This window comes from Colwellia sp. E2M01, assembly GCF_018860585.1.
In the GTDB taxonomy this organism is placed as follows: domain Bacteria; phylum Pseudomonadota; class Gammaproteobacteria; order Enterobacterales; family Alteromonadaceae; genus Colwellia.
This window is the reverse complement of record NZ_JAHKPR010000037.1, coordinates 40,245-61,337: the sequence shown is the minus strand read 5'-3', so window position 1 is coordinate 61,337 and position 21,093 is coordinate 40,245. Positions and strand designations below refer to the sequence as shown.

Annotated in this window: 12 protein-coding genes; 8 read left to right on the top strand and 4 right to left on the bottom strand. The window is 37.5% G+C overall.

The genetic code is table 11. The annotated features are described in order from the left end of the window. Nucleotides 1–160: 160 nt before the first annotated feature. The 4 genes from glgC to KO502_RS08235 all read left to right on the top strand — a co-directional run bounded on the left by glgC (nucleotide 161) and on the right by KO502_RS08235 (nucleotide 7,266). Nucleotides 161–1,435 carry a glucose-1-phosphate adenylyltransferase gene (gene glgC, locus KO502_RS08250; protein ID WP_216022106.1) on the top strand — a complete coding sequence of 425 codons (1,275 nt, stop codon included), beginning with the start codon at nucleotides 161–163 and terminating at the stop codon, nucleotides 1,433–1,435. Nucleotides 1,436–1,565: 130 nt separating this feature from the next. Beyond that, nucleotides 1,566–3,797 carry a 1,4-alpha-glucan branching protein GlgB gene (glgB, locus tag KO502_RS08245; protein WP_216022105.1) on the top strand — a complete coding sequence of 744 codons (2,232 nt, stop codon included), beginning with the start codon at nucleotides 1,566–1,568 and terminating at the stop codon, nucleotides 3,795–3,797. 112 nt (nucleotides 3,798–3,909) lie between these two features. Beyond that, nucleotides 3,910–5,562, top strand: coding sequence for an alpha-D-glucose phosphate-specific phosphoglucomutase (locus KO502_RS08240; protein ID WP_216022104.1), 1,653 nt, complete (start codon nucleotides 3,910–3,912; stop codon nucleotides 5,560–5,562). Between the two features lie 126 nt (nucleotides 5,563–5,688). Beyond that, a complete protein-coding gene (locus KO502_RS08235; protein ID WP_216022103.1) occupies nucleotides 5,689–7,266 on the top strand; it encodes a glycogen/starch synthase in 1,578 nt (525 codons plus the stop codon). 41 nt (nucleotides 7,267–7,307) lie between these two features. On the opposite strand, the gene KO502_RS08230 is transcribed toward KO502_RS08235, so the two are convergent. The 4 genes from KO502_RS08230 to KO502_RS08215 form a co-directional block, all read right to left on the bottom strand. Further along, nucleotides 7,308–9,962 carry a response regulator gene (locus KO502_RS08230; RefSeq protein ID WP_216022102.1) on the bottom strand — a complete coding sequence of 885 codons (2,655 nt, stop codon included), beginning with the start codon at nucleotides 9,960–9,962 and terminating at the stop codon, nucleotides 7,308–7,310. Between the two features lie 320 nt (nucleotides 9,963–10,282). Further along, nucleotides 10,283–10,432, bottom strand: coding sequence for a hypothetical protein (locus KO502_RS08225; RefSeq protein ID WP_216022101.1), 150 nt, complete (start codon nucleotides 10,430–10,432; stop codon nucleotides 10,283–10,285). Nucleotides 10,433–10,662: 230 nt separating this feature from the next. Continuing rightward, nucleotides 10,663–12,549 carry a HAMP domain-containing sensor histidine kinase gene (locus KO502_RS08220; RefSeq protein ID WP_216022100.1) on the bottom strand — a complete coding sequence of 629 codons (1,887 nt, stop codon included), beginning with the start codon at nucleotides 12,547–12,549 and terminating at the stop codon, nucleotides 10,663–10,665. 81 nt (nucleotides 12,550–12,630) lie between these two features. Continuing rightward, nucleotides 12,631–14,871: an EAL domain-containing protein gene (locus KO502_RS08215; protein WP_216022099.1), complete on the bottom strand. Its 2,241-nt coding sequence runs from the start codon at nucleotides 14,869–14,871 to the stop codon at nucleotides 12,631–12,633. A 471-nt stretch (nucleotides 14,872–15,342) separates the two neighbouring features. Here KO502_RS08215 and KO502_RS08210 point away from each other — a divergent pair, with 471 nt between their 5' ends. From KO502_RS08210 to KO502_RS17255, 4 genes are all read left to right on the top strand, one after another. Further along, nucleotides 15,343–16,953, top strand: coding sequence for an ABC transporter substrate-binding protein (locus tag KO502_RS08210; protein WP_252730643.1), 1,611 nt, complete (start codon nucleotides 15,343–15,345; stop codon nucleotides 16,951–16,953). Between the two features lie 450 nt (nucleotides 16,954–17,403). Further along, nucleotides 17,404–18,327 (top strand): oligopeptide ABC transporter permease OppB, encoded by a 924-nt coding sequence (oppB, locus tag KO502_RS08205; protein WP_216022098.1) that lies wholly within the window; start codon nucleotides 17,404–17,406, stop codon nucleotides 18,325–18,327. A 12-nt stretch (nucleotides 18,328–18,339) separates the two neighbouring features. Further along, nucleotides 18,340–19,272, top strand: coding sequence for an oligopeptide ABC transporter permease OppC (gene oppC, locus KO502_RS08200; protein ID WP_216022097.1), 933 nt, complete (start codon nucleotides 18,340–18,342; stop codon nucleotides 19,270–19,272). 9 nt (nucleotides 19,273–19,281) lie between these two features. Beyond that, nucleotides 19,282–21,027, top strand: coding sequence for an ABC transporter ATP-binding protein (locus tag KO502_RS17255; RefSeq protein WP_216022096.1), 1,746 nt, complete (start codon nucleotides 19,282–19,284; stop codon nucleotides 21,025–21,027). Nucleotides 21,028–21,093 lie beyond the last annotated feature (66 nt).

Below are 21,093 nucleotides of genomic sequence, written 5' to 3'. Positions count from 1 at the left end.
ATGTAAATCAATACAAAGCATGGACGTAAAAGTTATAAAGTAATTCGCAGTATAAAAGCAATGATTAAGAAAATGTTTAAGAACAAGTAGCAATAATAATTAAATAAAAGCAATTAAGTAAAAAATACTTACTTCAATAAAGGATTTTAAAGGTGACCATATGACCAACTACGAAGAACGAAGAATAAGTAATTTAACAAAAGAGACTTATGCACTAGTGTTAGCTGGAGGACGAGGCTCTCGTTTATTTGAATTAACCGATAATCGAGCAAAACCTGCAACCTATTTTGGCGGAAAATTTAGAATTATTGACTTTCCGTTATCTAACTGTATTAATTCAGGTATTCGACGTATTGGTATTGCCACTCAATATAAATCGCATTCTCTTATTCGTCATGTAAACCGTGGTTGGGGACACTTCAAAAAAGAGTTAGGCGAATCTATTGAAATACTGCCTGCCTCTCAACAAAAAGGCGAAGGTTGGTATTTAGGTACCGCTGATGCTGTTTTTCAAAACATTGATATTATTCGAGATGAGTTACCAAAATATGTGATGATTTTATCAGGTGATCATGTTTACCGTATGGATTACGGACCATTACTTGCCAAACATGTTGCTAATGAAGCAGACATGACGGTTTGTTGTATTGAAGTTCCTGTTGAAGAAGCCGCTGGTGCTTTTGGGGTAATGACAGTTGATGAAAGTCACCGTGTTTGTCGATTTGACGAAAAACCGGCTACCCCTTCAGAAATTCCAGGTAAACCAGGAAAAGCATTAGCCTCAATGGGTAATTATGTTTTCAATACTGAATTTTTATTTGAACAATTAGAAAAAGATGCCGCGCATACCAGCTCAAGTGGCGATTTTGGTAATGACATTATTCCAAAAATTATTGAGTCTCATCGCGTATTTGCTTTCCCGTTTCAAGACCCTGATGATGATAAACAACCATACTGGCGCGATGTTGGTACGTTAGATTCATTCTGGGAAGCAAATATGGAATTAGTAGCGCCAGAGCCTCAACTTAATATGTATGATGAAAATTGGCCTATTTGGACTTTCCAAGAGCAAACTGCGCCAGCTAAGTTTGTATTCGACCAAGACACTCGACGCGGTATCGCTATTGACTCAACCGTATCTGGTGGCGTTGTGGTTTCAGGCTCAACAGTAAGGCGATCTTTATTATTTTCCAAAGTAAGAATTAATTCTTATTGTGATATTGATGAATCTGTTATTTTACCCGACGCGGTTGTTGGTCGCTCTTGTCAAATTAAAAAAACCATCATTGATCGCGGCTGTATTATCCCTGAAGGTATGACAATTGGTATTGATCATGAGCAAGATAGAGCAAACGGCTTTAGAGTTACCGCTAAAGGTGTAGTGCTAGTAACAAGTGCTATGATTAACGCTCTTGCCCTTAAAAATATCGAATAATTACCCCAGTAAACTTTATTTGAAAATAACTAAAGGTAAGTATTTAATCACTTACCTTTAGGTTTAGTCATTTAAGTTAAAGTAATTTATATAGCCAAACCTTTTATTTACCGGTTACTAGGAATACATAATGGATAACCTAGCAAAAAGTTTGTTAGATAGTGCAGAAGTTACAGCAATAGTTAATGTAAAACACCAAGATATATTCGCTGTTTTAGGTATGCATCAGCATCCAACAACCAGCGGTTTAATTGTTCGTGCTTTTTTACCTGAAGCACAAACAGTTGAAGTAATTGACAACAAAACAAACAATTTGGTGGCCGAGCTTAATCTTATTGATAAAGCAGGACTTTTTGAAGGAACACTAGGAAGAAGACGCAATAGCTTTAACTACCGTTTACGCGTTTCTTACGCCAGCGGAACTGTTATTATTGACGATCCATACCGCTACCCTTCCCTCATTAATGATGACGATTTATACCTTTTTTGTGAAGGTACGCACGAGCAAGTTTATCAATGGATGGGCGCACACGAGCTAGAAGTAGATGGCGTGCAAGGGACCCATTTTGTCGTTTGGGCCCCTGATGCTAACCGTGTTTCCGTGGTCGGTGATTTTAATTATTGGGACGGTCGCCATCATGTAATGCGTAAACACCCAGGCTCAGGCGTATGGGAAATATTCCTACCAAATGTTGTTGCTGGCACTAGCTATAAATATGAAATAGCAGATAAATATGATCATATTCAACCACTAAAAGCCGATCCTTATGCTTTGTCTATGCAACTCGCACCAGACACTGCCTCAAAAGTTATTCATAACAGTAACTATCAGTGGCAAGACACGCAATGGATGGATGAACGTGCAAGTTCGGCAAACCCATATAACGGCGCAATTTCTATTTATGAAGTACACCTAGGCTCGTGGAAACGTAATTCTCAAGCAGAATTCTCGCCTGCATATTTAACCTATCGAGAACTTGCTGAACAACTGGTTCCTTATGTGGTTGACATGGGGTTTACCCACCTGCAATTAATGCCAGTAAGTGAATATCCATTTGATGGTTCATGGGGTTATCAACCTATAGGGCTATTTGCTCCTACCGCACGCTTTGGTAGCGCTGAAGACTTTAAATATTTTGTTGATTGCTGTCACAAAGCGGGTATTGGTTTACTGCTTGATTGGGTGCCGGGACACTTCCCAACCGATGAACACGGCACAGGTAAATTTGATGGCTCGTGCATTTATGAGCATGCCGATCTTCGTCAAGGTTTTCACCCTGATTGGCAAACATTAATTTACAACTACGGCCGCGCAGAAGTACAAAGTTACTTGATCAGTAACGCTAATTACTGGTTAGATCAATTTCATATTGACGGATTACGCGTTGATGCCGTCGCCTCTATGCTCTATTTAGATTACAGTCGAGAAGCTGGTGAATGGCTACCTAACATTCACGGCGGTCGTGAAAATTTAGAAGCTATAGCCTTGTTACAACAGGTTAATACCCGCTCTTACTTAAAGAATCCGGGGGTAATGATGATTGCCGAAGAGTCTACCGCTTGGCCAGGCGTATCTAAACCCGTAGACTGTGGCGGTTTAGGCTTTGGTTTTAAATGGAACATGGGCTGGATGAACGATTCATTAAAATATATGGAGCGTGACCCTATTTATCGTCAACATCATCACAATGAAATGACCTTTAGCTTGGTATACAGTTTTAGCGAGAACTTCGTACTGCCATTAAGCCACGATGAAGTTGTACACGGTAAAGGCTCATTAGTGAACAAAATGCCGGGGGACGATTGGCAAAAATTTGCTAACTTACGTGCCTATTATGGGTTTATGTGGACTCACCCTGGTAAAAAACTCATGTTTATGGGCTGCGAATTTGCGCAACGCGATGAATGGAATCATGATCAAAGTTTAGATTGGCATTTACTTGAGCACGATAGCCATAAAGGCGTACAATCTTTAGTGAGAGATCTCAATCATACTTACAGAAGCATTCCAGCATTACATGAGCTTGACTGTGATGGTAACGGTTTTGAATGGATTGACTCACAAAATAGCCAACAATCTATTTTGATTTATTTGAGAAAAGGCAAACAAGGTACCGCACCAGCGTTAGTGATAGTTAACCTCACACCAACAAGTTATCAAAATTATTGTGTTGGAGTACCACAAGCGGGTTTTTACCGAGAGTGTTTAAATACAGACAGCAGTATTTATGGTGGTAGTAATGTTAACAATAATGGCGGCGTTGATTCTCAGTCGAATGCTTATGGCGGACAAGACAATAGGGTTACTATTAATATCCCCCCGCTAGCCACTGTTATTTTTGAATTACAGCCAAGTGATTAAACTTTACAAATAAATATTTAAATGAGAATGACAAAGAATTAGTGAAATACTTTACTAGCAAATGAATCAAAATCAGCTTCTAAAGTATTAGCGACTTATCAAGGATAAAAGAATGACAACTGAAAAAGAAATACAAGCTAAGCAAGTTAAAACCCGAGCATTTATCGATCAAAAGCCGGGTACTTCAGGCTTACGAAAAAAAGTAACGCAATTTCAACAAACCGGTTACTTAGAAAACTTTGTACAAGCGGTATTTAATACTATCGCTCCTTGCCAAGGCAAAAAGTTAGTGGTTGGTGGTGATGGTCGTTATTTTAACCGTGAAGCGATTCAAGTAATCATCAAAATGGCTGTGGCTAATGGTTTTTCACATATTTTAGTCGGCCAAGGCGGCATATTATCAACGCCAGCTGCTTCTTGTGTAATCCGAAAAAACCAAGCTTGCGGTGGTATTATTTTATCAGCCAGTCATAATCCTGGTGGCCCAGATGAAGATTTCGGTATTAAGTTTAATGCTGAAAATGGCGGTCCTGCTCCAGAAAAACTAACCGACGCTATTTTCCAAGAAACATTATCAATGGAACAATACCTTAGCATTGATGCTGATGATATTGAGCTAGACACATTAGCAAGCGTACAACTAGGTGAATGCCAAATTGATATTATTGATCCTGTTAGTGATTATGCTGATTTAATGGAATCAATATTTGATTTTAAAGCCATGAAAGCTTTAGTTACCAGCGGTGATTTTCGTATGTGTTTCGACGCCATGCATGCGGTAAATGGACCTTACGCGATAGAAATTATTGAAAAGCGATTAGGCGCACCAAAAGGCACTGTAATTAATGGCATACCATTAACTGATTTTGGTGGTGGTCATCCCGATCCCAACCTAGTTCATGCTCATGAACTTGTTGACCTACTTTATGGTGACGATCCGCTAGATTTTGGCGCAGCATCAGACGGTGATGGCGATCGCAACATGGTATTAGGTAAAAAGTTTTTTATTAACCCTTGTGACAGTTTAGCGCTATTAACCGCTAATGCGCATTTAATCCCCGCTTATGCCAAAGGCATTGCCGGTGTTGCCCGATCAATGCCAACTAGCCGTGCAGTAGATCGCGTAGCAACGGCGATGGATATTCCATGTTATGAAACACCGACAGGTTGGAAGTTTTTCGGTAATTTATTAGACGCAGGAAAAATCACCTTATGTGGTGAAGAAAGTTTTGGTACTGGTTCAAGCCACGTAAGGGAAAAAGATGGCTTATGGGCAGTACTTTTTTGGTTAAACTTAATTGCCGTTAAAAAACAATCGGTAAATGAAATAGTCACCAGTCATTGGGCACAATATGGCCGAGACTACTTTACTCGTCATGATTATGAAGCAGTAGACAGTGCAGCAGCACAAGATATGATCGGTCAATTAAGAGCTAAAATTGCAACGCTACCAGATCAAGTTATTGCTGGTGCAACAGTTGAATCTGCTGATGATTTTGAATATATCGATCCAGTTGATAACAGTAAAACAGTTGCACAAGGTGTTAGGATTTATTTAACCAATGGCGGTCGTATTGTCTTTAGACTTTCAGGCACTGGTACACAAGGCGCAACATTAAGAGTTTATTTAGACACTTACCAACAAAATCCAGAGCTATTAGCGCAAGAAACCCAACAAGCCCTTAGCGAATTAATTGCGGTAGCTGAAGCGGTTGCTGGCATTAAAAGCTTTACGGGCAGAGAAAAGCCATGTGTTATTACCTAAGCCCCCAGAAAACCTTTTAAAATAATGGTGTTATGGTGCTAGCTCAATCAACATTAAGTAATTAAAACCAATTGCTAATAGCGAGTAGAGCTAGCTCTATCAAATGAAAAAAAAGTAAGGTATTGAATGAAAATATTAATGGCTGCGGCAGAAAATGATGCATTACCACGTGGAAAAGTGGGAGGCATTGGCGATGTAGTTCGCGACATTCCTATTGCATTAGCTAAAATAGGTCAGCAAGTTGATGTCGTCATTCCTGGCTACGGTAGCTTTTCAACCTTGTCTGGTGCACAGCATATTAGTTCATTAGAAGTTATGTTTCGCGGACAGCTTGAATCCGTTGATATTTTCAAAATCAAAATTGAAAACGCTCAAGAAAACGTCACACAATGGGTGATAGAGCATCCTTTATTTGCTTTAGGTGGCATTGGTGCAATTTATTGTGATGATCCCGATGACAGACCTTTTGCTAAAGACGCAACTAAGTTTGCGCTATTTAGTGCCGCTGTGGCAAAAGCAATTATTAGTGATGTGTTTGGTAAAATAGATATTTTACATTTGCATGATTGGCATACCGCTATGGTGTCGGTATTACGCGCTTATGATCCTGAATATAAGCAATTGCAAACCATTAAAACTGTTTACACTATTCACAACTTATCACTGCAAGGTATCAGGCCACTTGATGATGATGAATCCTCATTAAAAACCTGGTTTCCAACACTGCCGTTTAATCACAATCAAATTAACGATCCTCGCTACCCGCACTGCTACAACCCAATGCGTTCAGGCATTAATTTGACAGATAAAGTACATGCCGTTTCACCAAATTACGCCAACGAAATATTGTTACCCAGTAACCCAGAGCACGGTTATGTTGGCGGCGAAGGATTAGAAGCTGATTTAAAATATGCTAAAGATAATGGCAGATTGCACGGTATTTTAAATGGTTGCGAATACGCTGAAAAAAACACTAAAAGCAATAACAGCCTTACATTAAATAAGTTAATTACTTTGTCAGAAACCGAGATTTTCAAGTGGATAGCTGACAAGCCATTAACAGAAAATGCCCACTTAATCGCGTTAACACGTTTAAAGCAATTAACTAATAAATTAAAAACAAAACAACTAATTAAGCCTTTAGTGTTAACTTCAGTCGGACGTATTACCGACCAAAAAGTAAAATTATTTCAGCAAATAATGCCTGATGGGCAAACCGCTTTAGAACACTTATTAACGCAATTAAGTGATACTGGCGTGTTTATTTTATTAGGTAGTGGCGATAAAAAATTAGAAGAATTTTTAGCGCACGTTTCAGCAACGAATAGTAACTTTATTTTTCTAAAAGGTTATTCAGAAGCCTTGTCAGAAAGTATTTACAGCTCTGGTGATTTATTTTTAATGCCAAGCTCATTTGAGCCATGCGGCATTAGCCAAATGTTATCCATGCGCGCCGGACAACCTTGTTTAGCCCATAGTGTTGGCGGGTTAAGTGACACTATTATTCACAATACTAATGGTTTCACTTTTACTGGCGATACGCCAAGTGAGCAAGCAGACAACATGCTAAGTTGCTTTAAAGCTGCCATAGAATTGAAAAAGAACAAAGCCGCACAGTGGAAGAAAGTTTGTAACAATGCCAATAAAGCGAGATTCCAATGGCGTGATGTTGCACAACAATATGTTACCGATTTATATAGCTAAACCATATTTAAAGTGAATTATTATCGATAATTCACTTTAATTTACGTTTTAGTCTGCTCAAACCATATTTTTAGCTTACCTGTAAACTCAGCTAAGTTAATAGGTTTAGATAAATAATCATTCATACCATAAGTTAGGCACTTTTCTTTATCACCTTTCATCGAATTAGCTGTTAAAGCAATGATAGGCAAAGTATCAGCATTAGCTATTTTATCACTAGCGCGAATAGCTGCGGTTGCTTTAAAACCATCCATTACTGGCATTTGACAATCCATTAACACCAAATCAATTGGTAGACCTTTTTCTAAAATATCTAGGGCTTCTAAACCATTATTAGCCACTTTACAGTTAACGTTAAAATGCTTAAGCATACCTAGCGCTACTTTTTGATTAATACGGTTATCTTCAACCAGTAAAATATTAATACTAGAAAAGTCTTTAATCTCCTCTACACCTTCCGTGTTGTACTCAGTAATCAATGTTGCGGCTTGTAGGTCTTTTTGGCCTAGCACCATAGATAACGCTTTAATTAATTTAGTCGCTGCTGTTGGTTTAGTTAAATAAGCTGAAAAACCATTATCAATATAATATTGATAATTTTGGTTTAACATAACAGAAGTCATCATCATCAATTTTACTGATTTATAGTATGTAATATCATGAATTTTTTTACCTAGCTCAACACCATTCATTTCTTCCATCTGAAAATCAAGAATAATTGCATCAAGCTTTGGTGCACTACTACTGGTTAATAAAGCAAGCGCTTGTGCACCATTTTCAGCCGAGACAACAGTAGCTCCCCAGTACTCTAATTGACTAACTAGGACTTCTCGGTTGGTAGCATTATCATCAACAATAAGGAATTTTTTATCAGTGATATCAATAAAGGTCGCCTCATTGTCTATTACACTTCCTTTCTCTAAATTAAGCTCTACGGTAAAAGTACTGCCCTTGTTTAAGTCACTAACCACCGAAATTTTACCATTCATTAACCGACAAAGTTGTTTGGTGATACTTAAACCTAAACCTGTACCGCCATATTTTCTGGTTGTGGTGTTATCAGCTTGGGTAAATGCTGAAAATAAACTATTCACCTTTTCAGCATCTATGCCGATACCAGAGTCAGTGACGATAAAAGAAAAGTAGATAATTTCTTTACTTGCAATAGTTTGCTTATCGTTATTAATTCTTTCGGTTTTTGCTCTGATAACAATTTCACCAGACTCAGTAAATTTAATGGCATTAGAAACAAGGTTATTAAATATTTGACGAATACGGCTAGGATCCCCTTTAACAAAAATGTCTTTAAGCCCTTGGGTATCAACAATCAATTCTAAGTTTTTTTCATAAGCAAGAAAGCTCATTGATGTCAGGCTTTCTTCAATGAGTAGTTGTAAATTAAAATCAATATTTTCGATATCTAATTTACCTGCTTCAATTTTAGAGAAATCTAAAATATCATTAATGACCGTTAATAAAGACTGCGAGCTACTTTCGGCAATACTTATATAATGTTTTTGTTGTTCATCAATTGGCGTATTGTTTAACAGGCCAAGCATCCCCATTACTCCATTCATCGGCGTTCTTATTTCATGACTCATATTCGCTAAAAAGTCACTTTTAGCCATTGAGGCTGCTTCCGCCTTTTGCTTTTCCACGAGTAATTCGTCAGTACGCTCTAGCACACGCTTCTCTAATAAATTTTGCTCTCGGTGTAATGCTCTGATCGCTAATTTTCTTTTTTTATTCGCAATACTTAACAGTAAGATGAAAATAGCTAATAAGGTAAATATGAGTAACGTTAAAATAATGCCAGACCGATACTGCTCAATAAAAGTCGGTTGGTGATATCTAATTATTGCATTTGGAAAGTGAGATTTTACATCTATATTGTGTTTAATTAATTGCCGTGAGTCATACAGATGCATATTAACTAAATCGGCTGAATAGTTATTAATTTCGTTCCCTTTAGCAATATTTATAATAATGGTACCAATAGCTTCACCCACTTTAGTACCCGAAAGCATATAGCCACCAACAATACCCGACCCCATCATAGAACCCCAAAAGCTGAAAATAGGCACACTGCTGATTTGCTCTAATTCAGATACGGTTTGATAGGGAGTTTGAAACGAACCATTTTTAAAACGCATTATCGGAGTAAATAATATTATAGTACCGGCTGGTTGATTAGATACCTGTTGCCGTAAAGTCACCAATGGTGCATCAACGACGTATTCAACCTTAATTGATTTTGGTAAAAGTTCAAACTCTGTCATTAAACTATTTAGGTGGACGCGAGCAAGCGTCGCTTGTTTGTCAGCAAGTACCACTATTTTTTTAGGAGAGGTTAAACGAATAAGATCATTCACTGACTTTTTATAATCGTTACTGGCATCAATCAGTACTTTATTCTTAACTTGGCTAACATCCACTTCACCTGAACGAACAAATATTTGTTTATTGTCTTTAAAGACTTCGAGGTTACTTGTTAAAAAGCTAGCGGCAGGAATACCATTTGAAATAATCACATCGAGCGGGGTATTTTCATACTTTGTTGCTAAATAGTTTGCCAAAAATGCACTTTGCGAATGCTCATTAAAGCGTGCTGAATCCAAGTATTCTTGATATATGTCAACCACAACAGGGCTTTTTTTCAACTCCTCTTTTAAGCCATTTAATATTTCTCTCTCCATTGGTAAATCCCTATTACCGGAGTTAATTAAAAGTATGTGCAGATGTTTTTTTATTGATGGATTATCAACAATTGGCATCGGCTCTATAGACAAAGCACTAATAGAAAAAAGTGTGGCAAGTAACAACCCAATATAGTTGATTAAAATTAATAGATGAGAAAAGCGTAAGCATTGTATTTTATTGAAAAGCATTCTTTATTTAGACTCTCTAAATAGTTAATTTGTATATAGTTTCAATTGAGTATCGTTAATTTTATTACTAATGAACGTGCTTAATCATTATAAATTATTACTGTTTTCAACACGACATATCAATACCCTTAATTAAAATTAAAAAGGGTCGCTAAGTCACCCAAAAACGCTGTTAATTTGCCTTTAATCTTATTGCGGTTTAATTCAAGTACTTTCACTTTTAAATCATTTTGTGGTAAATCGTTTATCGCTTTAGTATAACCATTATGCTCAAGCATAAGAGTCGCTAATAATTCACCTTGTTTATTATCTGGTTGGTTTAGAGAAAGATTATATAAAGAGCACGTTGTCCGTACCAATAGTAAAATAATAAAGCTCTATTTTACTTTACAAGTAAATTTACGATGAAAGTAAATAAAGTAGCTGCTAGAGAACGATTTATTAAACCGATGTTAGGTTAATTAAGGTGTTATCACTCTTTTATTTATTCTGTTGTGTCTGATGTATTTCATACCACATGGGGTAAATCACACGGAACCAAAATAATAAATGTTGTTCCCTTACCTAGTGTAGAACTAACCTTAATAGAGCCTTTTAAAGACTCAGTAACCCACTGATGAACAAAGTGTAAACCAAGCCCCGTATTACCGCCCGAACGATTATTGGTAACAAACGGTTCAAATATATTCGGTAAAATGTTTTCATCAACACCTACTCCGTTATCGCTCAATATGAGTTGAAGTAAATTACCTTCAATTTTAGAAGCGGTAATGTTAACAACGCCCCTTTGCTCATGTTTAAATGCGTGGTTTAGCACGTTAATAATCAAGTTCTGTAATACTTGAGAAATAATGCCTGGGTAACCAAACAAAGTGCATTCTTCAGTAATATTAACTTTCACTACCACAGAATGACTTTTCAATTTATGTGATAATGATCTGATTAAATCATCTGTCACTTGATGTAACCCAAAATGCACTAATTCTTCTTGTACTCGGTCAATTGCTAATCGTTTAAAGCTTTTTATGAGTTCAACCGAACGCTTCAAATTTTTCTCACTCAGCTCTGTACTATAGTTACTTTGCTGTAAATATTCATCAAGTGCTGACTTTGTTAATCCTTGCTGTAATAGTTGTTGCAATTTTTCATCATTACTACGCTGTTTTGATATTGCCATTAACGCCGCACCTATTGGTGTGTTTAATTCATGGGCAACACCCGCTACCATCATCCCCAAAGCAGAGAGTTTACCGGACTCTATAAGATCGTTTTGTAGCTGATGCTGTTGATCCAGCAACTCCAGCATTTTACTATTTGCCGCTTCTAACTCAATTTTATCCATCGCTAATGTTTCATTTAAAAAATAGAGTTTTCGTTGAAACTTAAAATCTCTACATAACAAATAAGCAATAAAAATAATAATACTCAAGGTTAACAATGCTACAGGCCAAAATGCCAACCAAACAATACGGTCAATTTCAGATTTAGGTGTGACAGCAACAAAAAATAAAGAGGACTCTTGGCTATTACCCGATGTTATATCTGTCTTACGAAAAGTAATGAGTTCACCGCTGATCACCTCTGATTTATGATAATTATCTTCATGTAAAAACGTCCATAAATCGGTATTCGCTTTTGGTAAAACATTATCTTGGTGACCGAGTATTTTCCCCCATTCTTTATTTTTATTGGGATTAAGTAACCAGTTACCCTGAACATCGATAACTTGTAATTGCACTGTTTCATCATTAAATGCACGTAAACGAGCAAGTAATTTATTTAGATCATAATTAACGATTAAAGCTCCATTTTCCATACCGTCATTCTGTCCAGTTTGTAAGCCAACACGAATAGTTGCTTGATGAGGTGTTTGAATAACACCGTGTTCAACATTAAGATCAATTGGAGAAAAATAAACAGTTGGGTACCTTGTTCTCATGGTAGCTTGAAAATAGTAACGGTGAGCTTTTCTCTGTAGTAAAGAACGTTCTAATACGGTGGATTGATCATTAATAACGTCAACCCTAGCACGTTCATACCCTTGCGAGTCAAGCCAACGCACCTGCAATAACGATTGCAAACTATTACCATAAAAAGTAAAAACGTTATCTAATAAATCTTGATTAACAGATAAGTTGTTATTTAACGCCTTAGCTGTTGAGGGGTTGTGATAAATGAGGTTAATACCATTATTCATATCACCCAAGGTGCGGTTAAAATAGCCTAATGCATCATTAATTACATGCTCCTGCTTATTTCCTATAACATCCAGCTCACGCTCTACTTTATAATCATAAACTCCTTTAGCAATAAAGATAGTTACTGCAAAGTTGACTACCGCTATCACTCCAAATTTAGTAAGCCACCACAACGACTTTTTGTGCAGTGTACGCATACCACAACTCCCTTTAGTAATATTAAGTTGGCTTAAATAGCATCAAATATTCACTTAATATCTATTATAAAGTACCTAATATTAATCAACCGTCTGTGTAGGAAGCCATGCGAGTATCTCACTTAATGGTTGTGGTTTCGAAAATAGAAATCCTTGGCCTTTATCACAACCATGTTTGAGTAACATGTTCTGTTGACCTTCTGTTTCAATACCTTCAGCGATGACTGAGAAACCAAATTTATTCGCTAATCCCATAACCATATCAACAACATGGTAACTAGACTGGTCATTTTCTATATTAGTCACAAAAGTACGATCAATTTTAATCGTCGTCGCTGGTAATTTTGCGATATGTGCCAACGATGAATAGCCGGTACCAAAATCATCAATACTAATATTCAAACCAAGTTGACGAAAACGCATCAGCACAGGGTTTAGTTCTTTATAATCGAGCATTGCTTGTGACTCAGTAATTTCAAGATCAAGTAATTTAGGGTTAATATCCCCCTTCTCAATCACAGAAATAACAGTATTAATATACGCTTCATTTTTTAAATCAGCACAGGTTGCATTAAATGAAATAGGTAACTGATAGCCTTGTTCAGTCAGTTGTTGCTGAGCCGAGACCGTTTCAAGAAATACAAACTGATCAAGTTGGTTGATAAGGCCAGACTGCTCTGCCACTGGAATAAATTTCGCAGGAGACACGTATTCATTCCCTCTTTTCCAACGTAATAAAGCTTCAAAACCAATAACCGCATTACTTTTCAAATTTACTTTAGGTTGTAACACAATAAATAATTCAGACTGTATAATAGCATTTCTTAAACCATGCATTATTTCTGACTCTCCAGTCATTTTATCAAGTAACTCAGGAGAGTAATCAAATAAAGAGAGATTTTGTTGATGAGCAATACTTAAAGTGCTTAAAGCTAAATAAAGAACCTTATTTGGGGCAAGTTCTTTAAGTAAACATAAGTCCATTCTTACAATTGTTATACCTAGGTTATGCGCTATTCCTTCAATAGCAACAGGCTGATCAATTAAAGAGTATAAAGCAGTTAAATTAAGCACATCACTTTTAGGACATAAAATAGCAAACGTATCAGTTCCTACTCTAGAAATAATATGTCGCTCATTGGTTACATTGAGAATAGACTTATATAATTGCTTTATTAATTGCGTGGAATGTTCTTCTCCGAAAGTTAAAACCTTAGTTGTAAATTGATTTACATCTAAAATGAGTAACTCAGTGTTACATTTATCATCGTAACTCATTGCAGCTAACTCTCGTTGAAACCAAGTACGATTATAGATATTTAATAATTGATCTTTATAAGCTAGATGATTCAATCGATTTACAAACGCAATATTAGCAAATCCGCTAGCAATATTTTCACTAAAAACTTGCAATAAATTAATGTGGTAATTAGTTAACGGCTGTTCATTATTAACTAAAATTAAATAGTATTCAGCGAGCACCCCGTCACCAGGAAAATATAATGCAGAATGAAGGTTATTGAATTGGTGCGAACCATTTTTGATTGCAAGGTTATAGATTTCACCAAATTGCTTTTGTATATCCTGATCGAATTCGTGGTCAAGGTAACGACTAAAATTGCCTGTGGCTGCGACAATCTTCGCATGCTGATGAACATCATCCGCTCTATACTTACAAGGTTTAGAAACACAAATAATGCTATCTTCTGATGCATTAATAACATGAGCTATTTCTTTCATAACCACATGAGTAAAGCTATCGAGGTCATATTTACTACTTAAACTACGAGAAGCATCAACAACCATTTGTAAGCCAAGCGTCGCCTGTTTTAATTCTGTTAACGTATGCCATGTTCTTAAATGTGCGCTGAGCACAGAGCAAAGCATATCTTGTTGAATTTCTGCCTTATTCCAATATTCATCTATGTCATGCTCTTGCATCACATTTAATCGAGGAGCAAAGCTAGGCTGTCCCGTTAATAAAATAATTCTAACGGCAGAGTTTCCTTGCACATTACGAATGGTATTTATTAATCGTAAACCCGCATCATCTTCCTCCATCACTACATCGAGCAAAATGACGGCAATATCGTGTTGCTGAACTAATACTTGTGCTGCTTCAGCAGCTGAATTAGCGGTTAAAATTTCAACAGCTCGAGACTGAAAAGTCATATCTTTTATTGCGAAGACTAAAGACTCCTGGTAATCGAGATCATCTTCGACACTCAAAATTTTCCAAGGAGTTAGAGAATTACCTAATGGTTTATCAAAATTAGAGTCACTCTTTTCGGGAGTAAATTCAAAAGTATTACTTAATGTCATAAAATTATAGCCTATGATATCCATTTCCAATTACAGTAATAATTCTAATAATGGCCTAAGGTAAAGATTATTCAAGTTTTTTTAGTATAAAAATCAAACTAATTGGATATTTTTAACACCGAGAGCAATAATTTAAAAATGAATGGCAAATAACGTTAAAACTTTCACTACAACCACAGTAATCGTTTCTTTCCAAAAAACTCATGATAGCTGACAGTTAACTTATATTATTCAATATGAAAAGATTAATTTATAAGAAAAACTATAATTCACTCCTATTTCTACTTGATATTCTTATAATTTATTACATTGTTACTTGCCCTCGCCCCCTTTTTTAGCCAATACTAGGGCTCCGCTGCTACCCTTGAAAGATCTGCTCTCCAGCAAAAAGAAAAATAAATTAAAAGGCCATGTATGTTTATCCAATATCTACTTAACATTCCCTGCAATATATATAACAGAATGTTATTAATGATTTTAGCTATCATCTTAATTCTACCGTTTATGTCCACGCATGCAGCAAATATCCCCCAAGGTACTAAATTAGCAAAAGAACAACAGCTAGTACGTGGTATAGGCGCAGAGGTTCCCTCATTAGATCCTCATAAAGTAGAAGGTTTAGGTGCGAGTATCGTCTTGCGTGATTTAATGGAAGGCTTAACCTCTGAAGATGCAAATGGTAATTTAATCCCGTTAATCGCAGAGCGCTGGACAACCACTGATAATAAAAGCTTTACTTTTTATTTAAGAAAAGACGCTAAATGGTCTAATGGTGAGCGCGTTACCGCCCATGATTTTGTCTATAGTTGGCGCCGTTTGCTTGATCCTAATACCGCATCACCTTATGCCTGGTATTTAGAAATGACCACCATGCAAAATGCCGCAGACATAATTAAAGGCGATAAAAAGCCAGAGACTCTTGGTGTTAAAGCGCTTGACGACTTTACTTTACAAGTACAATTAAATGAGTCCTTACCTTACTTTCCCAAAATGTTAGTGCATACCTCAACAAAACCCGTGCATCAAGCAACTATTGAAAAGTTTGGTAGTAAATGGACTCGGGCAGGAAACTTTGTTGGCAATGGCGCGTTCACCTTAAAAAAATGGACGGTAAACGAGCGTATTGTTCTGGAGAAAAATCCACTTTACATGGACGCCGATGAAGTCATCATTGAGCAAGTCTCTTATTTACCTATTGAAAATCAAGTCGCTGAAATGAATCGCTTTTTGAGCGGTGAAATTGATATTACTGATTCTGTGCCTAACGAGCATTTTAATAGATTAAGCGAAAAGTACAGCGACTCTTTAAAAATTTCCCCACTGCTTTGTACTTATTATTATGGCGTTAGAGTAACCAACCCACCGTTTGACGATGTACGTATTCGTAAAGCTTTAGCTTACGCCTTAGATAGAGATATCATTACCCAGTACATAACGGGTAAAGGTGAAGCGCCTGCCTATTATTTCACTCCAGATAAGACTGCTGATATGGTTGCCGAGTTACCAGAATACGCGACGTGGAGCCAAGAAAAACGTAACACCGAGGCGCAACGATTATTAAAAGAAGTGGGTTATGATGAAGATAATCCTCTGGAATTTGAGCTGCTTTACAACACCAGTGAAAACCACAAAAAAATAGCTACAGCAGTACGACAATTATGGAAACAGTCTCTGCCTGTTAAAGTTTCATTAATTAACGAAGAATGGAAAACCTTTCTAGACACCCGCCGTTTTGGTACTTACCAACTTACCCGCTCAGGTTGGTGTGGTGACTACAATGAGCCGTCAACCTTTCTTACCTTGTTAATGTCTAACAACTCGTCAAATGACATGCAATACTACAGCAAAGCCTATGACGCCATTGTAAATAGAGCATTACAAGCAACATCGAATCAAGACAGACAACAAGCTTACAAAGAAGCTGAAGCCTTGTTGGCGGTAGATATGCCGCTTATCCCAATTTATCACTATGTATTAGCGCGTTTAGTTAACCCAAATATTCGAGGGTATTCAATGAATAACGCACTGGATATTATTCCAAGTAAATTAATGTATAAAGTTGCTGATAATGAGACGGAATAAATTTGATGTTTAGCTCGTTACGTCAGGTAAATGTGGAAAACGTCATCTTCGAAGTGTCTGATCGAAGATCCATGATATTTTAACAACTGGCTCCCCGATAAGAGACTTCGGGGATAACATATTGAGCACTTGGGCAGTAACTGATTTCAACGTCATCTTCGAGTTGTCTTGTCGAAGATCCATTGTTTTATTAGTGAATGGATCCCCGATAAGAAACTTCGGGGATGACATATTGAGCACTTGGGCAGTAACTGATTTCAACGTCATCTTCGAGTTGTCTTGTCGAAGATCCATTGTTTTATTAGTGAATGGATCCCCGATAAGAAACTTCGGGGGTGACATATTAAAATACTTTGAATTGGCATACTTGAGCACTTCAAAGTTGACGTATCCCGGAGTAAATTAGCTTCCGCAACATGTAGAATTTAGGAAAGAGAGAAAACAATATTTATGTATAAATTTATTATTAAACGCTTTTTAGAAGCGATTCCGACATTATTGATATTAATCACTATCTCTTTTTTTATGATGCGCTTGGCTCCGGGTAGCCCTTTTTCTTCAGAGCGTGGCTTGCCTCCGCAAATTGTTGAAAAAATAGAAGCCGAATACGGTTTAAACAAACCTATTCATGAGCAGTATTTCACTTATCTCGGTAATATTTTACAAGGTGATTTTGGCCCGTCATTTAAATACAAAGACTATTCCGTTAACGAATTAATTGAACAAGCACTACCTGTTTCAGCCACCATTGGTTTAGTCGCGTTCATTTTTACTACCATTGTCGGTGTTGGCATTGGCACTTTGGCAGCACTTAAACAAAATACCTGGTTTGATTACACCATGATGTCTACCGCCATGCTTGGCGTTATTATGCCGTCGTTTGTATTAGCGCCTGTGCTTATTTATATGTTCTCAATTCAGCTAGGTTGGTTTCCTGCAGGTGGCTGGCAAGGCAGCAGTTGGCAATACATTTTATTACCCATGTTAAGTATGTCTTTACTGTATATTGCTTCATTTGCTCGTATTACTCGTGGCTCTATGATTGAAACCCTAAACTCTAACTTTATTCGTACCGCAAAAGCCAAAGGCTTACCCTATTCAACCATAGTGTTACGCCATGCACTCCGCCCTGCCTTGTTACCTGTACTCTCTTATATGGGACCGGCTTTTGTCGGCATTATTACTGGCTCAGTGGTTATCGAAACTATTTTTGGCTTACCCGGTTTAGGCAAATTATTTGTTAATGGCGCTTTAAATCGTGATTATTCTTTAGTGCTTGGGTTAACCATATTAATTGGCTTTTTAACCATTACCTTCAACGCGATTGTCGATATATTGCTAGCCGCTATCGATCCTAAAATCCGTTACGAGTAGGAAAATAAAATTATGTTGAATCAGCAAAAAAACAGCCAAGCGGTTGAAAGCTTCTCGGCAGGAATAACTAAAGAAATAGCGCAAGGAACAGAGGTACAGGGACGTAGTGTTTGGCAAGACGTATGGCGTCGTTTTAAAGCCAATCGTGCCGCTATGGTTAGCGCTTATCTTCTTAGCTTTATTATTCTTGCCGTATTATTTGGTCCTTTACTGGGCGCACATGGTTTTGATGTGGCCGACTGGCCAAATATTCACACCGGTCCTAACTGGGAGAATGGTCATTACTTAGGTACCGACTCACTAGGTCGTGATTTATATATGCGGGTGTTAGTTGGCGGACGTATTTCTATTTTGGTTGGTATTTTGGGTGCGTTTGTCGCGGTATTAATTGGCACTTTATATGGCGCCGCATCAGGCTTTATTGGCGGTAACACCGACAGATTAATGATGCGCGTTTTAGAAATTTTATCCTCAATGCCATTTATGTTTTTAGTGATTTTACTAGTAACCTTTTTCGGTCGTAATATCTTTCTTATTTTTGTCGCCATTGGCTGTGTGTCTTGGTTAGACGTAGCAAGAATTGTTCGCGGACAAACTTTAAGTTTAAAAGGTAAAGCCTTTATTGAAGCCGCGCAAGTATGCGGGGTAAGTAACTGGAAAATTATTACTCGTCATATTGTGCCTAATGTACTTGGTGTAGTGGTGGTGTACGCCACATTATTAGTGCCGGGTATGATTTTATTTGAATCTTTTTTAAGCTTTTTAGGCTTAGGTGTGCAAGAGCCGATGACCTCATGGGGCGCGTTATTACAAGAAGGCGCACAAACTATGGAAGTGGCTATTTGGCAACTTTTAGTGCCTGCTGCCTTTATGATATTAACGCTATTTTGTTTCAACTATCTGGGTGACGGTTTACGTGATGCCCTCGATCCAAAGCAACATTAGGAGCTGCCCATGTCGTCAACAGACAATCTATTAGAAGTTAATAACTTAACCGTGCAGTTCAGCACCCCTGAGGGCATAGTTACCGCGGTTAATAATTTAAGTTTCAGTATCAAACAAGGCGAAACCTTAGGTATTGTTGGCGAGTCTGGCTCAGGCAAAAGCCAAACGGTATTTGCCCTAATGGGTTTACAGCCAAGCAATGCGATTATTCACGGCTCGGCGACATTCGAGCAGCAACCATTGCTAAATATTCCAGCCAGTGAATTAAACCAAATTCGTAGTAAAAAAATTGCTATGATCTTTCAAGATCCTATGACCTCACTTAACCCTTACATGAAAGTAGGTGAACAGTTAATTGAGGTCTTACGCCAGCACAATGCTATGAGTAAAAGACAAGCCTATAACGAATCAGTTGCCATGTTAGAGGCAGTAAAAATTCCTAATGCAATTCAGCGCATGAACCAATATCCTCATGAATTTTCAGGCGGTATGTGTCAGCGTGTGATGATCGCCATGGCATTGTTGTGCAAACCTCAATTATTAATTGCCGATGAACCAAGCACCGCCTTAGATGTTACCGTACAAGCGCAAATTATGCAGTTATTACGCGAACTTCAAAGCGAGTTTAATACCGCGATAATTATGATCACTCATGATTTGGGTGTTGTGGCTGGTATTTGCGATAATGTATTAGTAATGCAGAACGGTGAAATGCAAGAGGTTGGTAGCGCTGACGATATATTTTATCGCGCCCAGCATCCTTATACGCAAGCCTTGTTAGCAGCGGTTCCGAGATTAGATAAAGACGTAGAAAACTTACAGAGCTTAGTAACTGTATCAGCATCTATCGAGTCTGAGGCTGAACCAGAACTTACACCTAAAACTAATTTAGAACCTGAAAAAACACGTGATAAACCCACGGCTATTTTAGACGTGCAAGATATAAAAGTGCATTTTTCTATTGTTAAAAAGAACGCCCTACCTTGGACAAAACCAAATAATTTAAAAGCGGTTGACGGTGTTTCGTTTCAAGTAATGGCAGGTGAAACCTTAGGTATTGTAGGTGAATCAGGCAGTGGAAAATCAACCTTAGCTCGCGCCATTATCGGCTTATTAAGACCAACCTCAGGTAAGGTTATCTGGAATGGCCAAGACCTCACCCAATTCGACAAACAAGAATGGCTTGCTGAGCGTCGTAATATTCAGATGATCTTTCAAGATCCACTCGGCTCACTCAATCCAAGAATGACCGTAGGTGAAATTGTCGCTGAACCGCTGAAAACTTATCACCCAGAGTTATCGAGAAGTGAACGTAAAGAACAAGTACAAGCAATAATGAACAAAGTGGGTTTACAGCCTAACTTAATTAACCGTTATCCCCATGAGTTTTCTGGTGGGCAGTGCCAGCGCATCGGCATAGCACGGGCATTAATATTAAAACCTAAACTCATCATTTGTGATGAACCCGTCTCGGCACTCGATGTATCTATTCAAGCGCAAGTAATTAATTTACTTAAAAAGCTTCAGCAAGAACTTGACCTTAGCTTAATTTTTATCGCCCACGATTTAGCGGTGGTTAAACATATTTCCGATAGAGTATTGGTAATGTACAAAGGCAACAAAGTAGAAATGGCCGATGTAGAACAACTGTATACTGCGCCACAACATGACTACACCAAAGCACTGTTATCAGCTGTACCAATTCCCGATCCCGAAATTGAAAGGAATAAAATTGTTTTGGAATATATAGGATAGATTGTTTAGAGAAAACTAACGCGTGTTCTATGTTAACTTTCTCTAAACTTATACCAATTCCGATAA